At 63.1% G+C, this 15,532-nt stretch carries 12 protein-coding genes and 1 pseudogene; 3 read left to right on the top strand and 10 right to left on the bottom strand.

Going from position 1 to position 15,532, the window contains the following annotated elements:
- Window positions 1-112: 112 nt before the first annotated feature.
- Complete coding sequence (locus LJ656_RS08085; protein WP_230508742.1) at window positions 113-793, top strand: ferredoxin reductase domain-containing protein; 681 nt, start codon at window positions 113-115, stop codon at window positions 791-793.
- Window positions 794-802: 9 nt separating this feature from the next.
- Here the strand turns inward: LJ656_RS08085 and LJ656_RS35265 are convergent.
- Both LJ656_RS35265 and LJ656_RS08075 read right to left on the bottom strand, forming a co-directional pair.
- Window positions 803-904: pseudogene (locus tag LJ656_RS35265) on the bottom strand (hypothetical protein); the annotation flags it as partial.
- A gap of 15 nt (window positions 905-919) precedes the next feature.
- Window positions 920-1,834: a LysR family transcriptional regulator gene (locus LJ656_RS08075; RefSeq protein ID WP_230508741.1), complete on the bottom strand. Its 915-nt coding sequence runs from the start codon at window positions 1,832-1,834 to the stop codon at window positions 920-922.
- Between the two features lie 169 nt (window positions 1,835-2,003).
- On the opposite strand from LJ656_RS08075, the gene LJ656_RS08070 reads away from it, so the two are divergent.
- Together LJ656_RS08070 and LJ656_RS08065 are read left to right on the top strand one after the other, a co-directional pair.
- Window positions 2,004-3,386 (top strand): nucleobase:cation symporter-2 family protein, encoded by a 1,383-nt coding sequence (locus tag LJ656_RS08070; protein WP_230508740.1) that lies wholly within the window; start codon window positions 2,004-2,006, stop codon window positions 3,384-3,386.
- A gap of 91 nt (window positions 3,387-3,477) precedes the next feature.
- Window positions 3,478-3,939: a nucleoside deaminase gene (locus LJ656_RS08065; RefSeq protein ID WP_425605913.1), complete on the top strand. Its 462-nt coding sequence runs from the start codon at window positions 3,478-3,480 to the stop codon at window positions 3,937-3,939.
- Between the two features lie 89 nt (window positions 3,940-4,028).
- Here the strand turns inward: LJ656_RS08065 and LJ656_RS08060 are convergent, their stop codons facing one another.
- The 8 genes from LJ656_RS08060 to tssM all read right to left on the bottom strand — a co-directional run bounded on the left by LJ656_RS08060 (window position 4,029) and on the right by tssM (window position 15,502).
- Window positions 4,029-4,403, bottom strand: a complete 375-nt coding sequence (locus LJ656_RS08060; protein WP_230508739.1) for a VOC family protein — start codon at window positions 4,401-4,403, stop codon at window positions 4,029-4,031.
- A gap of 32 nt (window positions 4,404-4,435) precedes the next feature.
- A complete protein-coding gene (locus LJ656_RS08055) occupies window positions 4,436-5,158 on the bottom strand; it encodes a helix-turn-helix transcriptional regulator (RefSeq protein WP_230508738.1) in 723 nt (240 codons plus the stop codon).
- 225 nt (window positions 5,159-5,383) lie between these two features.
- Window positions 5,384-6,196 (bottom strand): hypothetical protein, encoded by an 813-nt coding sequence (locus LJ656_RS08050; RefSeq protein WP_230508737.1) that lies wholly within the window; start codon window positions 6,194-6,196, stop codon window positions 5,384-5,386.
- A 337-nt stretch (window positions 6,197-6,533) separates the two neighbouring features.
- Window positions 6,534-7,289 carry a hypothetical protein gene (locus tag LJ656_RS08045; RefSeq protein ID WP_230508736.1) on the bottom strand — a complete coding sequence of 252 codons (756 nt, stop codon included), beginning with the start codon at window positions 7,287-7,289 and terminating at the stop codon, window positions 6,534-6,536.
- A gap of 69 nt (window positions 7,290-7,358) precedes the next feature.
- Window positions 7,359-9,161 carry a murein transglycosylase A gene (gene mltA, locus LJ656_RS08040; RefSeq protein ID WP_230508735.1) on the bottom strand — a complete coding sequence of 601 codons (1,803 nt, stop codon included), beginning with the start codon at window positions 9,159-9,161 and terminating at the stop codon, window positions 7,359-7,361.
- A 70-nt stretch (window positions 9,162-9,231) separates the two neighbouring features.
- Complete coding sequence (locus LJ656_RS08035; RefSeq protein ID WP_230508871.1) at window positions 9,232-11,139, bottom strand: serine/threonine-protein kinase; 1,908 nt, start codon at window positions 11,137-11,139, stop codon at window positions 9,232-9,234.
- A complete protein-coding gene (tagF, locus tag LJ656_RS08030; RefSeq protein ID WP_230508734.1) occupies window positions 11,136-11,882 on the bottom strand; it encodes a type VI secretion system-associated protein TagF in 747 nt (248 codons plus the stop codon). Before tagF ends, LJ656_RS08035 begins: the two co-directional genes overlap by 4 nt.
- Window positions 11,879-15,502: a type VI secretion system membrane subunit TssM gene (gene tssM / locus LJ656_RS08025; RefSeq protein ID WP_230508733.1), complete on the bottom strand. Its 3,624-nt coding sequence runs from the start codon at window positions 15,500-15,502 to the stop codon at window positions 11,879-11,881. Before tssM ends, tagF begins: the two co-directional genes overlap by 4 nt.
- Between the last annotated feature and the right edge of the window lie 30 nt (window positions 15,503-15,532).

The raw sequence follows: 15,532 nt of genomic DNA, 5'->3' as shown, positions 1-15,532 counted from the left end.
GTCCTACTCTGAGCTCGAAGGACAGCCCGGCCGTCTGACGCCCGGGCTGTCCGCTCCTTCCGTCGAAAATCCGTTGCCGCTGGCGCGCATCGGTGTACCTATCGGAGATCGCATGCACGAGCACATGACCGCTACGTTCGTCGTTGGAACGAGAGAAATTGCGCAGGGTTATTCCGCTGTGGAAGTGCGGACGTCCGCACGCTCGGCGTTGCCGGCATTCGGCGACGGCGCGTTGGTGGATACGATGCGACGAGGCGCAAACGGCGTGGTCAGAACCTATCCGCTGTGCCGCTCATCGACGCGAAGCGATGTCTACGTAATAGGTATGAGGACCGGCAGTGGGCGCGACAGCCTGGAGCTGACTTTGAAGGACGGCGACGAGATTCTGGTCGGCAAACCGCGCACCACGCCGGTGACGCTTTACCCCGGTGCCCGCTATATTCTGCTCGGCGGCGGAATAGGCATCGCGGCCATCGCGGGAGTCGCGCGCAAGCTCGCTGCAAGTGGGATGGCTTTCGAGTTGCACAACTTCGCCCGCACGCCGCAGCGAGCGGTATTTCGCGCTGAACTGGACAGCGTGCGGGAACATGGGCGGGTCTATCACCACGTTGGATTGTCGGCCGAACAGATCGCGCAAGCGGTGGCGCACGCGCTCGGCCCGACGCACGCCAACTCGCAGGTTTATTGCAGCGGTCCGCCCGCGTTTATGGACTTTGTCCGGCAGCGCGCGACGCAGTGGGTCTACCCGGAAAACGTGCACCGGATCTTGCTGGGTGACAGGACTCGTGCATGAGATCAGGCATTAGCAAAGCACGACGTTCACAGCGAGGCCGCCGCGCGCGGTCTCCTTGTATTTCGCCTTCATGTCAGCGCCAGTCTGCGCCATCGTTCGAATGACCGAATCGCGTCTCGAAGCTCGCTACAGCGTGGTCGCGTTCCCGTTGCGATCCAGCTCATAGACCTTGTGCTCTTGCAGCCGGCGCTTCAACCAGACCCCGGCCTTGCCCAGCAAGCGCGTTTTCAACCAAATCAGATCGACGCCCACCAGCCAGTCGGTGTGCGGATAGGCTTCCAGTTGCAGATCGACGAATTCACCGTCGGCCAGTTCGCGCAAGATCAGCTGGCGCGGCAGCGTCGTCCAGCCCAGCCCTGCACGCGTCATCTCCAGTAGCGCCAGGTAACTCTCTGCCTGCCAGCTGCGCGCCGAATCCAGATACTCTGTGCTGGGAAGCGTGTTGTTGTGCGCGCTGAAGACGAGGCGGCGATGCGAGCGCAGTTCGGCAAACGACACACTCGGCAAACGCGCAAGCGGATGATCGTGACGCGCAATATGAGCAAGAATCAACTTGCCCATCTGTGAGAAACCGAGGTCGCGAGGATACGCCGGCTGCGCAAATGCAACGCCCAGATCCACCTCGCCCTTCAGTAGCAGATCGCTGACGTCGCCATGCATCGGATGGCGAATATCGAGGTCGACGTTAGGAAACTGCTCGGAAAAATCCGTGATGGCGGGCATCAGCGTCTTGTACGGCACCTCGATCGCGAGTGTCAGCTTAGGCTCGACGAGGTCACCAAGCTCGTTCGCGTGGGACTCGAGGTCGAGACACCGCTCCAGGACCAGCTCGACCTCGTTGAGCAGCTTTCGCCCGGCAACGGTCAGCACCGGCAGCTTGCTTGTGCGGTCGAAGAGCGGCAAGCCCCAGTCCACCTCCAGGTTCGCAATCGCCATGCTGATTGTCGATTGCGTCTTGCCCAGACTGCGCGCTGCCGCAGAAAACGAACCGGTCTTCACCACCCGGGAAAACATCTCGAGCTGTTCAAGCGAATAGCGCATTGCCCCATCCACATGTATCGAAAAAAGCGATGGATGATCATTTTGCTCCATCGCGGACGTGATGGATTATGGCGCACGGGCCCACGCATGGCCAGCCGCCTACGCGAGCGATTTACAGCACGCGGCGCGCACGCGCGGGGCCGCATAAACCGAAACAAGGAGAGATTGCATGCGCAGACAAAACACGCATCCGGTGGACGAAATCCTGCCCGCGCGGCAACTCGCGAGCTACGGATTGCAGCACGTGCTGGTGATGTACGCGGGAGCCGTTGCCGTGCCCCTCATCCTCGGTAGCGCGCTTGGCCTCACGCAGCAGCAAATGGTGACGCTCATCAACGCGAATCTGCTGACCTCGGGAATCGCCACACTGATTCAGACGATCGGCTTCTGGAAGTTCGGCGCGCGTCTCCCGCTAATCCAGGGATGCTCGTTCATCGCCATCGCGCCGATGATCATGATCGGCAAGCAATACGGCCTCACCTATGTGTTCGGGTCCGTGATCGCCGCAGGAGCCCTGACGGTTTGCATCGCTCCGGTCTTCAGCCGGTTGCTGTGCTTCTTTCCGCCGGTGGTGATCGGCAGTCTCATTACGATCATCGGCGTTTCGTTGATGCCGGCCGCCGCGATCTGGCTGGGCGGCGGCACTCCCGACGCCGCCGGCTTCGGTTCGCCGGCGAATCTGCTGCTCGGCTTCGCCACGATTGCGGTCACGTTGTTCGTCTACGCGCGCTTCAACGGATTCGTCGGCAATCTTGCGGTGCTGATTGGCCTCGTCGCCGGAACGATCGTCGCGACCGCGTGCGGTATGACGAGCTTCGCGCACGTCGGCGAGGCGTCCTGGTTCGAGATCAGCGCACCGTTCGCCTTTGGCCTCCCGCACTTCGCCGCGACACCGATCCTCGTCATGGCGCTCGCGATGCTGATCATCATGGCGGAAACCACCGGCAACGTGCTCGCGATCGGCACGATCATTGGCCGTCCGTCCTCACAGACGACCCTTGGCAATGCGTTTCGCGCGGACGGTCTTTCGACGATGCTCGGCGGCATCTTCAACAGCTTTCCGTACAACGCATTCACGCAAAACACCGGGCTCATCGCGCTTTCGAATGTAAAGAGCCGCTACGTGGTCGCTTCCGCAGGCGGCATCATGGTGCTGATGGGCCTGTTTCCCAAACTCGGCGCGCTGATCGCGTCGGTGCCGCGTCCCGTGCTCGGCGGGTGCGCGATCGTCATGTTCGGGATGACGACGGTCGCCGGCATTCAGGAGCTCGCGCGCGTGCGGTTCGACGGAACGCGCAACGCGATCATCGTTGCGGTGTCGGTGAGCGTCGGGGTGCTGCCGATGTCGTTCCCCTCGCTGTTCGCCCAGGTGAGCGGGCCTGCGAAGCTGATTCTCGACAGCGGGATCTTCCTGGGCGCCATCACTGCCATCGTGCTCAACATCCTGCTCAACCGCGAACGACGTGACGCCGATGTGGCCGGCACCGCGCATGCAATCGCCGGCAGCGCAGGCAGGCACGCGCATACTGAAGCGCATACCGAAGCGCATTGACCGCTTGATCCTCTTCTTCACTGACCAAAAGGAAGACTCTTCTATGAGCGCAAATACGACAATCGAGCCCGCAACCCTGTGCGATCGCGACATGGCAATCCTGCGCGCGACCATCGAACTGGCCGGCGAGTCGCGCCGCAACGGCCGCCATCCGTTCGCCGCGATCGTGGCGGATGAGCACGGCAACATCGTCGCTTCGGCTGGAAACAATTCGCTGCCGCCGGAAGGCGATCCCACCCAGCATGCCGAACTCGCTGCCGCAGCGAAGGCTGCGCGCCTGCTCTCACCGGAGCAGCTTGCCCGATGCACGCTCTATACGAGCGCCGAGCCGTGCTGCATGTGCGCCGGCGCGATCTACTGGTGCAACATTGGACGCGTCGTCTATGCACTTTCCGAGCATCGCCTGCTCGCACTGACCGGCTCGCACCCCGAAAATCCGACCTTCTCGCTGCCATGCCGCGAGGTTTTCCTGCGCGGGCAGCGGCGCGTCGAAGTGGTTGGTCCGTTGATCGAGGACGAAGCGGAATCGTCGCATCGCGGCTTCTGGATCTAGATGGCGGCAACGTTGCGGCAGGTGGGCGTCCCGAAGCAGTCGCAGATGCCCGTTTGTTTCCAATGACAGTTCAGGGACGGCGGCCTTTCTCAATGGCGGGGTCGAGAAAATATGTTGACGAGATTCCCGTCCGGGTCTCGCAGCAGGAGTGAGCGGTTGCCCCACGGCATCAATGTCGTCGGCATCACGATGGTGGTTCCGCGCGCATTCATCCGTTCGAACACCGCATCAACGTCGTCCACTTCGAACTCGAGGATCGCCGATTGATTGGCCGCGGCAATGGCAGCACCGGCATTGAAAAGCTTGATCAGGTGCTCGGATGAAATCGCAAGTGTCGAGCCCTCGAATCGCATTTCGGCAAATCCATCGGCCGGACGTACGGCTTCGATACCCGACAGCCTTTGATAAAACCTGACCAGTCTTTCGATATCCGGAGTAACAACACGAACCGATGCGAACTTCATTTTGAGCTCCTCGCCAGAAAAAGAGCCCCAGTCTAATGATCGATGCTGTCAGATTCTGGCAGTATGGTGCGACTCGCGACCTGATTGAGCTTGCGCCACTCACGAAGCAGTGTGGAACGCCTCTTGGGGTAGCGTTCCTCGATCTGTTCGACGTTCACTATCCGGTCCGAACGAAAATTCCGAAAATCGGCTCGAAGCTCGCACCAAGCCATCAGCACTCGCGCCTGGTCGAAATACACGAGGGCAAACGGCCAAACGACACGCCGCGAGTGAATACCGCTGCCGTCCACGTAAGTAATTTCGAGCTTGCGCTCTGCGCGGACCGCGGCGCGCAGAAGATCGGCCGAGATTGTGTGGGCAGGTCTCGTCAACGGCGCGCCGACCAGCAGCGAAGATTCCTCCAGTTCGCGACGCAATTGCGCGGGCAGTACGGCGGCTATCTTCGCAAGCGTGCTCAGCGCACCGGACGATAGTGTGTTGTCGCAGCGATCGGCCACCCAGCGCATGCCAAGCACCAAGGCATCGAGTTCCTCTGAGCGGAACATGATGGGTGGCAGCATGAAGCCCGGCTTCATCACATAGCCGATGCCTGGCTCCCCCTCGATCATTGCTCCTTGCGCCTGCAAACTGGCGATGTCGCGATACAGCGTGCGGATGCTCACGTCGAGTTCATCGGCGAGGGTTTGGCCGCTCACGGGACGTCGATAACGACGTAATACTTGCAGGAGTTGAAGGAGACGTTCGGCGCGGGACATGGGTGAATCCTGATATCGGCGTTGGGGAAATCCAACGCCGCGATCCGTTTCTTCAAGCCGAATGCGATCGGTGCGTTCGGGCAAAGATCGCATTGTTGACGATCTGTGCGGCTTTGTCGAACGCCACATTCTGGCTGGCTTTCGAGGGGTGAGCGAGATCGATATGCAAAGTACAACTTGCGTTGCAACGTCGTAGAAATGATCGTTATGGGCAAACCACCTCCGTCACTCGCCGTAACCGCAATCTTCCGCGACCCACCCAAAGCAGCCCGGTTCGCTCGACTCGGCGCCGAGCAAATTGAAGATCAGCAAAATAGCGGTCTGATTCTCCCGCGCTATCGTGATTCCGACCACTTCGCTCAGCCATCGGCCAATCTTGGTTGCTGCAAAATCCGCTGGGCGTGCTGACTTTTTGAGCGTGACACCGAGCTTCACTGCTCGATAGTGATAGGAAGGCACGCGATGACGCGCCGCAATTCCCGATAGCCCACCCTTGCGACCTGAACCCCATCCCAGCGAACCTGCCAGCACGACTCTCTCGTGATGATCAAGGCTATTGATGAATTCCCGCGCAAGACGACGCACACACGGTTCGTCGAGTCCATATTGCATCAGTACGGATTGAACGGGGTCGTCGAGGGCCTGCGCGTGTTGATCGACTTCCTGCCCGATTCCTTCCACCTCTATGGAGATGTCGTGCTGGTGGCTGGCACTTCGCAGGCAATCAATCAAATAGCGCCGGAAGTATGCGCAGACTGCATAATTACTTGAAGGTGCGCTTTCGGGGCAGGCGTTCGAATAGGTGTGGCCGGGTTCGAGTCGAAGCACCTTCGTATAGATGAATTGCGCAACGAGTTCTTCCTTGTCTTCTCTGAGCGATTGCAATTCGAGTGGGTGATAGGGGCGTAGCGCGTCGATCACAAGGCTGTACATCGTGGCCATTTCTTCGCCCGTCAGATGCATTCGCCTTCGCCACAAATCCGAAAGAATGGATGCCTCCTCTCCTCGACTTATCGCGTTTCTTTCTGCAATTTCCATCGCAAGTCTCCTCGAAAGTTTCGTGGAAGTTGTGAGAGAAGTATTGTCGTAAGAGACGGCTTTTTCTAGATCAATCAGCGGCTAGTTTCAAAAAGAGTTGTGTGGATGCAAAAGCGATTCGCGGCCGGTCGGTCGGAGGAGCTGGTTAAGAAACGAGGTATTAATGTCGATGCGGAAATCGGAGCGCAGGCGTGTTCACCTGCATCGATGAAGCGTGCAAATCAAGGAACGCTACGGCTATCCGCCACGCCTTTGAGCGAGGATCGACTCTGGACCTTTTTGCAATCTCCTGGTGAAAGCTCAGCGTGCAAACTGCGCCGGTGCAATTCGCCCGCACCTAACCCACATTGCCGCGCAAGCTCAGCGCCCGCAAGTATTGTCCGGCCACTTCCGATGCACCAAAGTGCACGATGGTCTGATCGACGAGCGCCCAAATGGCGCAACCGCCAAGACGTGCGCGACGGCAGAAGGAAAGATCCTCCGACAGGTACGCGCCGTGTTCCTCGATCGTGTCGAAGAAGCCATAAAAGTCGCCGCTGGGGACGACCGACCTGTATTGTTCCGGCGGTCCGAAACGGGTAGCGAAAGGCCGCGCCGCCTCGAATGCGTCGCGCTGCACGAGCAGAATGCCAGTGCCGATATGTTCGGCTTCGACAAAGCCGTCGACGACCCGGGCGTGGCCGTCCTGATCGCTTTTCACCCGCACGGTGTAGTCGGCATGCTTTTCCAGCCAATCACGCATCGAGAGGCCGCTGTCCGCCGGTTCGATGCGCCGGTTCAGATCGACGCGCCGGTAGGGGTACGCCACGCCCGCGACGCTTTTGTTAGCTATCAGCAGTTTCATCACTGCTTCCGCCGGGAACTGCATGTCGGCGTCGAGAAACAGCAAGTGGGTGAATTGCCCGTGCTCCACGAAATAGTTGGCGAAGAGATTGCGAGCGCGGGTGATGTGAGATGAGCCGACGTGCATCATCTGATATTGCGCGCCGGCTTCAGCCAGGGCTCGCGTCGTGTCGACGAGCGAAAACGCGAAGTTGACGTGCACTTCGTCGCGGGAGGTCGGCACGGCAATCAGGACATTCTTTTGACCCATAGAAGATGGACTCCCAATTTCGCACGCGTAAAGGCGCGGACCCGCTCGGCCGGTCGCCTGCGTTCGGCACTAGTGGCCGCTTTCGACGCATAGGTCGGGGTCGCTCACGACACAATCGAGCGTGGGTGCGACCGCCGCGCCGCGCACGCGTACACGTGACTCCTTGGCCGCGATCTTGAGTCCGTTGGGTAGCAACACCCACATTTGTGCAGGTTGCCGGGTTCTGCTGGCCTGTGCCTGTGCCTGGGGTCCAGAGCCAAAAAAGTAATCGACGCGCACGGCTCCGCGGATCGCGCCGCCAGCATCCTGGGCCATCATGAGGCGCGTGATCGGCGGACCGCCTGGTGTCGCCTCCGAAGTGGTGACGAACACGGGTGCGCCTAGCGGCGTCGTGCGTGGATCGATCGCGGCCGACCGGCCAGCCGAGAGTGGAACTCCAAGCGCGCCGATGGGACCGTTCACCGAATCCGGAATCGGTTTAAAAAAGACGTAACTCGGATCAGAGGTTGCGAACAGATAGTCGATGGGCTTGCCCGATAGGGCGTGACTACTGCCACCGTCCGGTGGGACTTGCGCGGCTTGCTTGACCTGGGGGGCTTTCGGCTGCCCCGCACTGCCAGGCAGGCTCGCACGCTCGGGGCGAACCGCAGGTGTGGCCCCATTGACGAGGTTGAAGCCGCGCAGCAGCGGCGACGCCGGTCCGCTATCGGCTGCACCATCGCCTGTGCCGTCTGCTACGCCGGCGTTCGAGCTCGCGCCTGGCTCCCCATTGCGCAGCAGCGGCGATTGCGGCACATCGTCCAGTGGGGCGTCGCCACTGCCCGGCGCCTGCCCATTCAACTCGCCTTCTTCCATGTCGATCTCAACGCCGCGTACGAGGATCTTACGTCCCTTCGTGCTCGCGCTCGCAAGGGGAGGTTCGAACGCGAAGCCGTTCTGCTCGGCATAGGCCAGCCGCAAAATCGACCCATCGGGCAAGTGGATTCGTCCGGCTCCCTGCAGCTGCATTGAATAGAGCATCGCCGGATCGTCGACATACGCAAGGACCGGCGCGTTCAGGTGCCCACGTTCGATCTCGGCGCGCGAATAGTACGGCACGATGCGATTGCCCGCTTGCCGCAGGCGAAGTTTCTTGTCGCGAATGTCGGGAACGCTGTTGCCTAATTCCAGTGCATAGACGCCTTTTAGATTGCCGCTCGACATTGAGGAAAGCGGAATGACGTTGCGTCCTTCGATGCGTGCGGCGATCGCCGAATCTCGCGCGTTTGGCGGTAGGCGTCGCTGATCGAGAAACAGCATATCCCGCGGCACGCCATAAACCGGGTACACGTAGGCGCCCTCACGCTTGCGGCTGCCGTTGAGTGTCGGCTCGTAGTAGCCGGTGAGCAAGCCGTTCGCGCTCCTGTCGACGTTGAGGATTTGATAGACGGTGAAGTTCTCCTCGAAGAAACGCCGCACCGATGCGGCATTGCGTGCATCGACGCCGCGCGCCGCCGTGCAGGGCGCCGACCATCCTGGCTTGCTGGCGAGCGCGCTACAACTGCGCTTGAACGCCTCCCACGACTGCTCGACTTCGTCAGTGCCCCAGCCTGGCAAGTCGCCGAAACGCACGGGTCGATAGACGGCGTTACGGGTCGCGAAGACCGATGCGGCGCCCGCAACCGCCGATGACGGGGAACTCGAAAGCGGGTAGGCGACGCCGGCGTCGGTGCCGACGGCGGGCGCCAGTTGCGTTGTATTGGCATCGGCCCGGACAGCGGCGGCGCCCGGCGCGGGCTGCCCGGACATCTGGGCCGGCTCGGTGCCGCAGCCAATCAGAGCGGCGCACACCACGCCGGCGAGCGTGGCATGGCGGGTCCGTGTGGTAACCATGATTGTCCTCGTCCGGCAGCGATCCGTTTGGTGCGCGTGCGAGCCCCGCCTGCATCAGAGACGGTCCCGCCTACTTAGACGATCTCACGGCATCGATTTTGAAGGTGACCGCGCCGAACTGCTGCGGGCATGGCGAGTTCCCTTCGCTGCATTGGGCCGTGCCGGCGAACGGCGACGAGATCGGGGTACGCTTCGCGGCGGCGGCTTCCTGCGCGGCGTGCGGCAGGCTCGCAAACACAGAATCGTGCGTCATGCCAAGCTCGGAGAAGTCGCGCGGGGCGAGCGAGATGATGGCAAGGAAATGGTTATCCCCAGGCGGTTCTCCCGCGAGCATCTGCCAGCTCGGGCGCGGCAGAACGAGCCGCTTGCCGGGGGCGATCTGGTTGTCGTGGTCGAGTTCGTTGGGAAAGAGCTGCAGGTACTGATCGGCGGGGTCCACCACAAACACATAAACGTATCCCGCGCGGTTGCTCGTCAGCGAGAAGCGCAGCTTGTCGCGATTGATTACCGCGCGCGGCACCGGGAGATCGACGGTGAGGTGGATGCCGGGGTCGGCGAGCGCCGCGACGCGGGCGAGTTCGCCCGGTGCGGTGAAAGGCGGCAGTTGCGGCAGCGATGATGCCTGCCGCGCTGCATCGGACGTCGCCGATGGGTTCGCCGCCGTGCCGCTCGGCGGCGGCGACTCGGCTTGCCGGGGCGCCGCGGCCTTCGGCACAGCCGGCACGATCAGGCTCGAAGCGCCGGGCACCGCTGCCGATTGCGCAACGCCACGGCCAGATCCCGGCGCGGGTTCATGACCTGGCGTGCGTTCAAACATCAACCACGTCCCCACACCCGCAGCCGCGAGCACGATCACACCCGCGCCGAACCACACGGCACGCCCTTTCGACGAAGCCGCCGTCAAATCGTCGCCTGCGCGCGATGCCCCGTCAGTCCGCTTCGACGGCCCCCCGGCATGCCCGGACGATCCTTCGGGCGCAATGCCGAGTTCCGCGGCGAACTCTCGCGCGGTCTGCGGCCGGTCGGCGGGCATCACCGCGAGCGCGTGATCGACGGCCCGCAAAAATCGCTCCGAGTACCGCCCGGCCGCGAGTTTGGCGAGCGGTCGGTAGTTGTCGCTCACCATGCGCCCGACCGAAGGAGGCGGGGTCCTGCCGGTGATGGCGAAGTACACGAGCGCCGCGAGTGCATAGTGATCGCTCCACGCGCCTTGTTTGAGCGACGGTACTTCGGCGTACTGTTCGATCGGCGCGTAGCCCGGCTTGAGGATTACCGTGAGCGCCTGCGTCATGTCGCCGATGACGCGCCGCGCCGCGCCGAAATCCAGCAGCACGGGACGCTGGCTGCCTTCGAGCAGAATGATGTTGTCCGGCGCAATGTCGCGGTGATAGCAGTTCGCCGCGTGCAGGACCGTCAGCGCATCGAGCAGTGGCGCGAGCAGGTTCTTCAGCCAGCGCTCGTCGGGCGGTTTGCCGCTCGTCTTGAGCGCGTCCTTGAGCGTTTCGCCCTTGTAGTACGGCATGACCATGTACGCCGTGCCATTCGCTTCCCAGAAGCGATACACCTTGACGAGCGAGTGATGATCGAATTGCGCGAGGATGCGCGCTTCGTTAATGAAGCTCTTCAAACCCGCGCGAAAGGTGCCTTCGTGCCGCTCCGATTTCACCCGCACCTCGGTGGCGCTCACACGCGATGCGAGTGCCGCCGGCATGTACTCCTTGAGCGCAACGTGCCGGCCGAGTGAAGTGTCGAACGCGAGATAGACGATGCCGAAGCCGCCTTCGCCGATCAGGCCGGCGATTTCGAATTCGCCGAGTCGCGTGCCAGGCGGCAAGGTGTTGTGTCCGCCCGCAGCCGCTGTCGTTGTCGCCGCGGAAGACGGATCCGCGCTGCCTCGCGCGGCGCTGACGATGACCGTTCGATCACTCTCAGGTGGCGCTTGGCCGGCTGGGTCCGGGACGTCGCCAGGCTCGGTCATGGTTCGTGACTCAGCAGCATGTTGGTGAAGAGCGCGTTGTCCGGCATGGCACGGGTTGGCCAGATCGTGAATTTGCGCTCCACCGGTGCGACCCCCGGTTCTGCTTGCGCGCGTTGCTCGATGCACCAGAGGCTCATGCTCTCGATGCCCGCTTGCCAAAGCGGCGCGATTTCCGTTGCCAGGTGTCCGCGAAACTCCGCGCAAGACGACGCGCTCCACGGCGCGCCGAACACAGGCTGCGGTTCGCGGCACGGCACGGTGGGCACCGGCAAGCCGGCGAGTTGCGCGTCGAACTGTTCGATCGAGTAATCGAAATCGAGTGCGGCGAGCGCCGCCTGCTCGATTGCGCCGAGCCATTGCCAGATCTCGTCAACCTCGCTGGCGAGCGCGGGCGCACCACGTAGGGGCGCCGCGATCGTAAGCGGGAAATGCCGCCCGACGCGATCGACCGATGCCATCAATACGCCGGTCCAGCACTCACGCAGTTCGGGGGCGATCGCGCCCGGCATTGCGAAGAAGTGCCAGACGGGGCAGGTCAGATACACGGAGAGCCAGCGCTCGCCCAGCCGCAGTTTCGTTTCGGCGATACGTTCGCAAAGCCACGTGTCCCACGCCTTCACGAATTCACTCGAGAGCCGTCGCGTGGCGAAGTCGCCGAGCGAGGGCAGCTTGCCGTACCAGCCCGCGACGGCGGCATCGGCAACGTTCGCCGGTGAGGGCATGGGTTCGAGCGCGTCGTTCATAGCTGCGCCGGACAGGAGAACGCATGCAGATCCGCGAGCCGGAACGGATTCTCCACGCTATTCGCGGTGACCTCGAAGCGCGCTTTGCGGCCTTCGACCGTGAAGGTCACGAAGAAGCGCTCCGGCTGCGACGTCGGTTCGATATCCAGTTGGTCGAACATGCGAAACAGCGCCCATGGTCCTTCGAACATGAGGGTGCCCGCGCCGCTCGTCGGCGGTGGCGTGAGTTGCAGGCTCACGCGTCCACTGCCGCGTGTGCCGGGCCACTGAATGGTCGTCGCGACCTGAGGGCCATGTGCGTAGGTCAGCACCTGACCGTCCACGTCGAGCGAGAACTGCAGGATCGATGGGTCCATTTCGATGGGCTTGAACTGCAGTGTCAGCGACGGCGCCTTGCCGCCGGCGTGAAAGAACACGTCGCGGATCGTTGCGGCTCGCTCGAATTGCGCGAGGCCGGCCGGACTGATCTGCGCCTGCGAATCGTCCACTTTCTTGAAAGCCCACGGCTTGGTGGACATATCGACCTCCGCCGCGAGGTGCTTCTGGAAGAAATCGTCGAATTTGCCGCCGGGCGCGAAGAGCGTGCCGAAGTCTTCGGGCAGCACGTCGCTGGCCGACGATTGCCTGAACGGATAGCGTCCGGTCACCGCGCGGTTGCAGAATGCGGAGATCGATTCCTTCAGATCCGCGGAGAGGTTCGCGCGCCGCGCGTCCTGAGTCTCGACCGCGCCCGCGCTGCCGAGATCTACGAGCGCCGCGCGGATCGGCTCGGGCATCCGTTCGGCCTGGGCTCGCAGCTTTGAAGGCACGTCGGACGCGGGTGGCGCGGTTTTCTGCTGCAATGCCTGGTCGGTGGTATTCAGGTACACGTACATATCGTTGATGAGCCCGATGGTCTGCGTGATCGGCGGCGGCTGCCCCTCGGCGGGGCTCGTCACCAGCGCACGCAGGCCGGTGAAGCGGTCGTCGACGATGCTCTCGAGGCGGTTGCCGGACGCCACTGGAGCGATTTTCGTCGGGTCGGGCTCGCCGATGATCTTCAGCAGCTTGTCGCGCGCGGCACTGAGCTTGTCATTGGCCTTGTCGACCACGTTCGCTTCGCCTTCGGGCTTCGCGCCGAGCGTGGTCTGGCGGGATGCCGCGCGCGCGAGCGCCGCGAGCGGCGAATCCGGCGCTGAGAGGATGCGGGCGATCTGCACCGCCTGGGTGAGGCTCGTCGCCCGGGCAATGCGGATGTCATCGAGAAACGCGCTCCAGATGCGCGCGTAATCCTGCAGGTAGAGCAGACGGACATCTTCCGTCAGGCGTTGCATCGTGGCCGGATCGCCGCGCGGCAGGCCGCTCTGGTCGCGAATGCCGAGCACCCATGGCTCTTCGGAAGCCAGTTGCACGGCGACCTGGTCGATCGCCTTCAGGAACGCCCGGTGATAGCCGTCGAACGAGTAGAGGCCGGGCACCCCTTGCGTGAGCGGCGCACCGCTGGCGCGGACGAACACGATTGACGCGTTCGGGCCGCCCGCGCGCGCCACCGTGAACTCGGGATAGTCGGCGCCGACGCCCTGTTGCCGGAGGCGTCCGTAGACCCGCTGAGCGAGCGGATTCGAGGCCAGCATGGTGCGCAATTGCCTGACGAGGCTTTCATCGAACGGCAGGTTCGAATGCACCGCGCCGCGCGCGAGCAGGGCGTCGAGATGGGACTGCAACTGGGCACGCTGTTCGATGCTGACCTCGCGAGGCAGCGTGCGATCCCAGTCGGTCACGATCCAGGCTTTGAGGGCGTCGGCATCCTGATGCTCGGGCTGGTTGAGCATCAGATAGGCCTTTAGCGCTTCGTACGCGTACCCGGTGTTGGTCGCATTCGCGCTGCGCGCCTGCTCCTCGATTCGTGCCGCGAGTTTCGGCAAGAACAGATCGTTCAGCAGCCGCTGATAGGCCAGTTCCGATGCGGCGGCGAACTTGCGTCCTTGCCAGAGACCCCATTGCATCGAGAGCGGCGGACGCTGCGCATCGACTTGCGCGGTCGTTGCAAGATTGCGCACCGAGGAAAGCAGGGGCAGCAGCGCCACCAGGCTCGCATTCGCGGAGGTCGTGCCCGCGGCACTGGCTTGCGCCGCGCGCGCCGCCTGATCGACACCGGCCACATAGGCGCGATTGCTCAGGTAACTTACGCCCCACAGCGTCAGCACGCCGGCTGTGGCGAGCGCGATGACCGCATACGCGGCTAGCCGCCGCAGATGCCGTCGCCTTGCCCACCTGATGTTCGAACCGGCGAGCCCCTGCTCGGCAAACACAACCTCGGTGAGCAGCTTCTCGATGAAGAAGCTGCGCCCGCTCGCCTGGCGCGGCGGCGGCACGCTGCGTTCGACGCCGAACGCGCGCGCGATCGATCCCATCACGCGATCGATCGGCGTGCCTTCCTGCGTGCCGCTCGTGAAGTAGACGCCGCGCACGAACGGCGCATCGTCGTGACGCGACTGCACGAAAGTCGCACGCAGGAACTCCGTGAGGACGGGCTTGAGTGCTGCGAACTGTTGCGGAAAACCGAAGATCGCCGCGCGCTGCGGCAGGCCCGTTTCCGCGTGAAGCCGCTCGGGCATCCGCGCGACGAGCCGCGCTTCCAGCGCGTCGAGTTCCTCGGCGATGCACGCATCGAATCTCTTTGCGGCATCGGTCGCACCGGGTTGATAGGGCAGTGTGAAACCGAAGACCTGCGCACGCTCCTCTTTGGTCATGTCGGCGAAAAACTCGGTGAAGCCGGCGAGCAGATCAATCTTGGTCACCAGCACGTAAATTGGAAAGCGTGCGCCGAATTGCCCGGTCAACTCATGAACGCGCGCGCGCAGCGCGGCGCCCATTTCCTCCATGCTCGCGGGTGTCGAAGCAAGCAGGTCGGACACGCTCACCGTGAGCAGCACGCCGTTGATCGGCTGGCGCGGGCGCGTCTTCCTGAGCAGAGCCAGAAACCCCTGCCAGGCCGCCCGGTCCGCATCGTGATCGCTCTCGTGCGTCGTATAGCGGCCGGCCGTGTCGATCAACACGGCCTCCTCGGTAAACCACCAGTCGCAATTCCGGGTGCCGCCGACACCCTTGATCCGGTCGGTCCCGAAGCGGTCCGCGAGCGGAAAGCGCAGGCCCGACTGAATCAATGCGGTGGTCTTGCCCGAGCCGGGCGCGCCGATGAACATGTACCACGGCAACTGATACAGATATTGTCGGGACGACAGCGCCAGCCAGTCCCGCCAGCCGGGTTTGCCGCCAGCCGCGGTGACGTGCGCCTCGCGCAGGATCGACAACGCTTCGTCGAAGCGTTCGCTCAGTGTCGCGACTTCGGCATCGCCCGGTGCGGGCGGTACCTGCGCGGCAGGCGCGGCGCGCATGGCGAGCCCGTCGGTGAACGCTGCCTGGGTACTTTTGGCACGCCAGGCCGCGAGCAGCCGCCGCAAGATCAGAAGCAGCACCACACAGGCGATCGCGATGAACCGGGCGGTCTCCGATTCGAGCGGGTAATTGTGCGCGATCGACACGAGCGGACCGACGAGCCAGATCACCGCCGCGATCAGGAGCAGGCCCACGATCAGCAGCAGGATCGGATGAAACACGATCGACAGGATTTTCTTCATGTCGGGGTCCGCTGTCGTTGGCGGTGGCCG

Origin of the sequence: Paraburkholderia sejongensis (assembly GCF_020880815.1) — a bacterium.
Classification (GTDB): Bacteria; Pseudomonadota; Gammaproteobacteria; order Burkholderiales; family Burkholderiaceae; genus Paraburkholderia; species Paraburkholderia sejongensis.
Note: the sequence above shows the minus strand (reverse complement) of the source record. Positions and strands in the feature narration are given on the sequence as shown.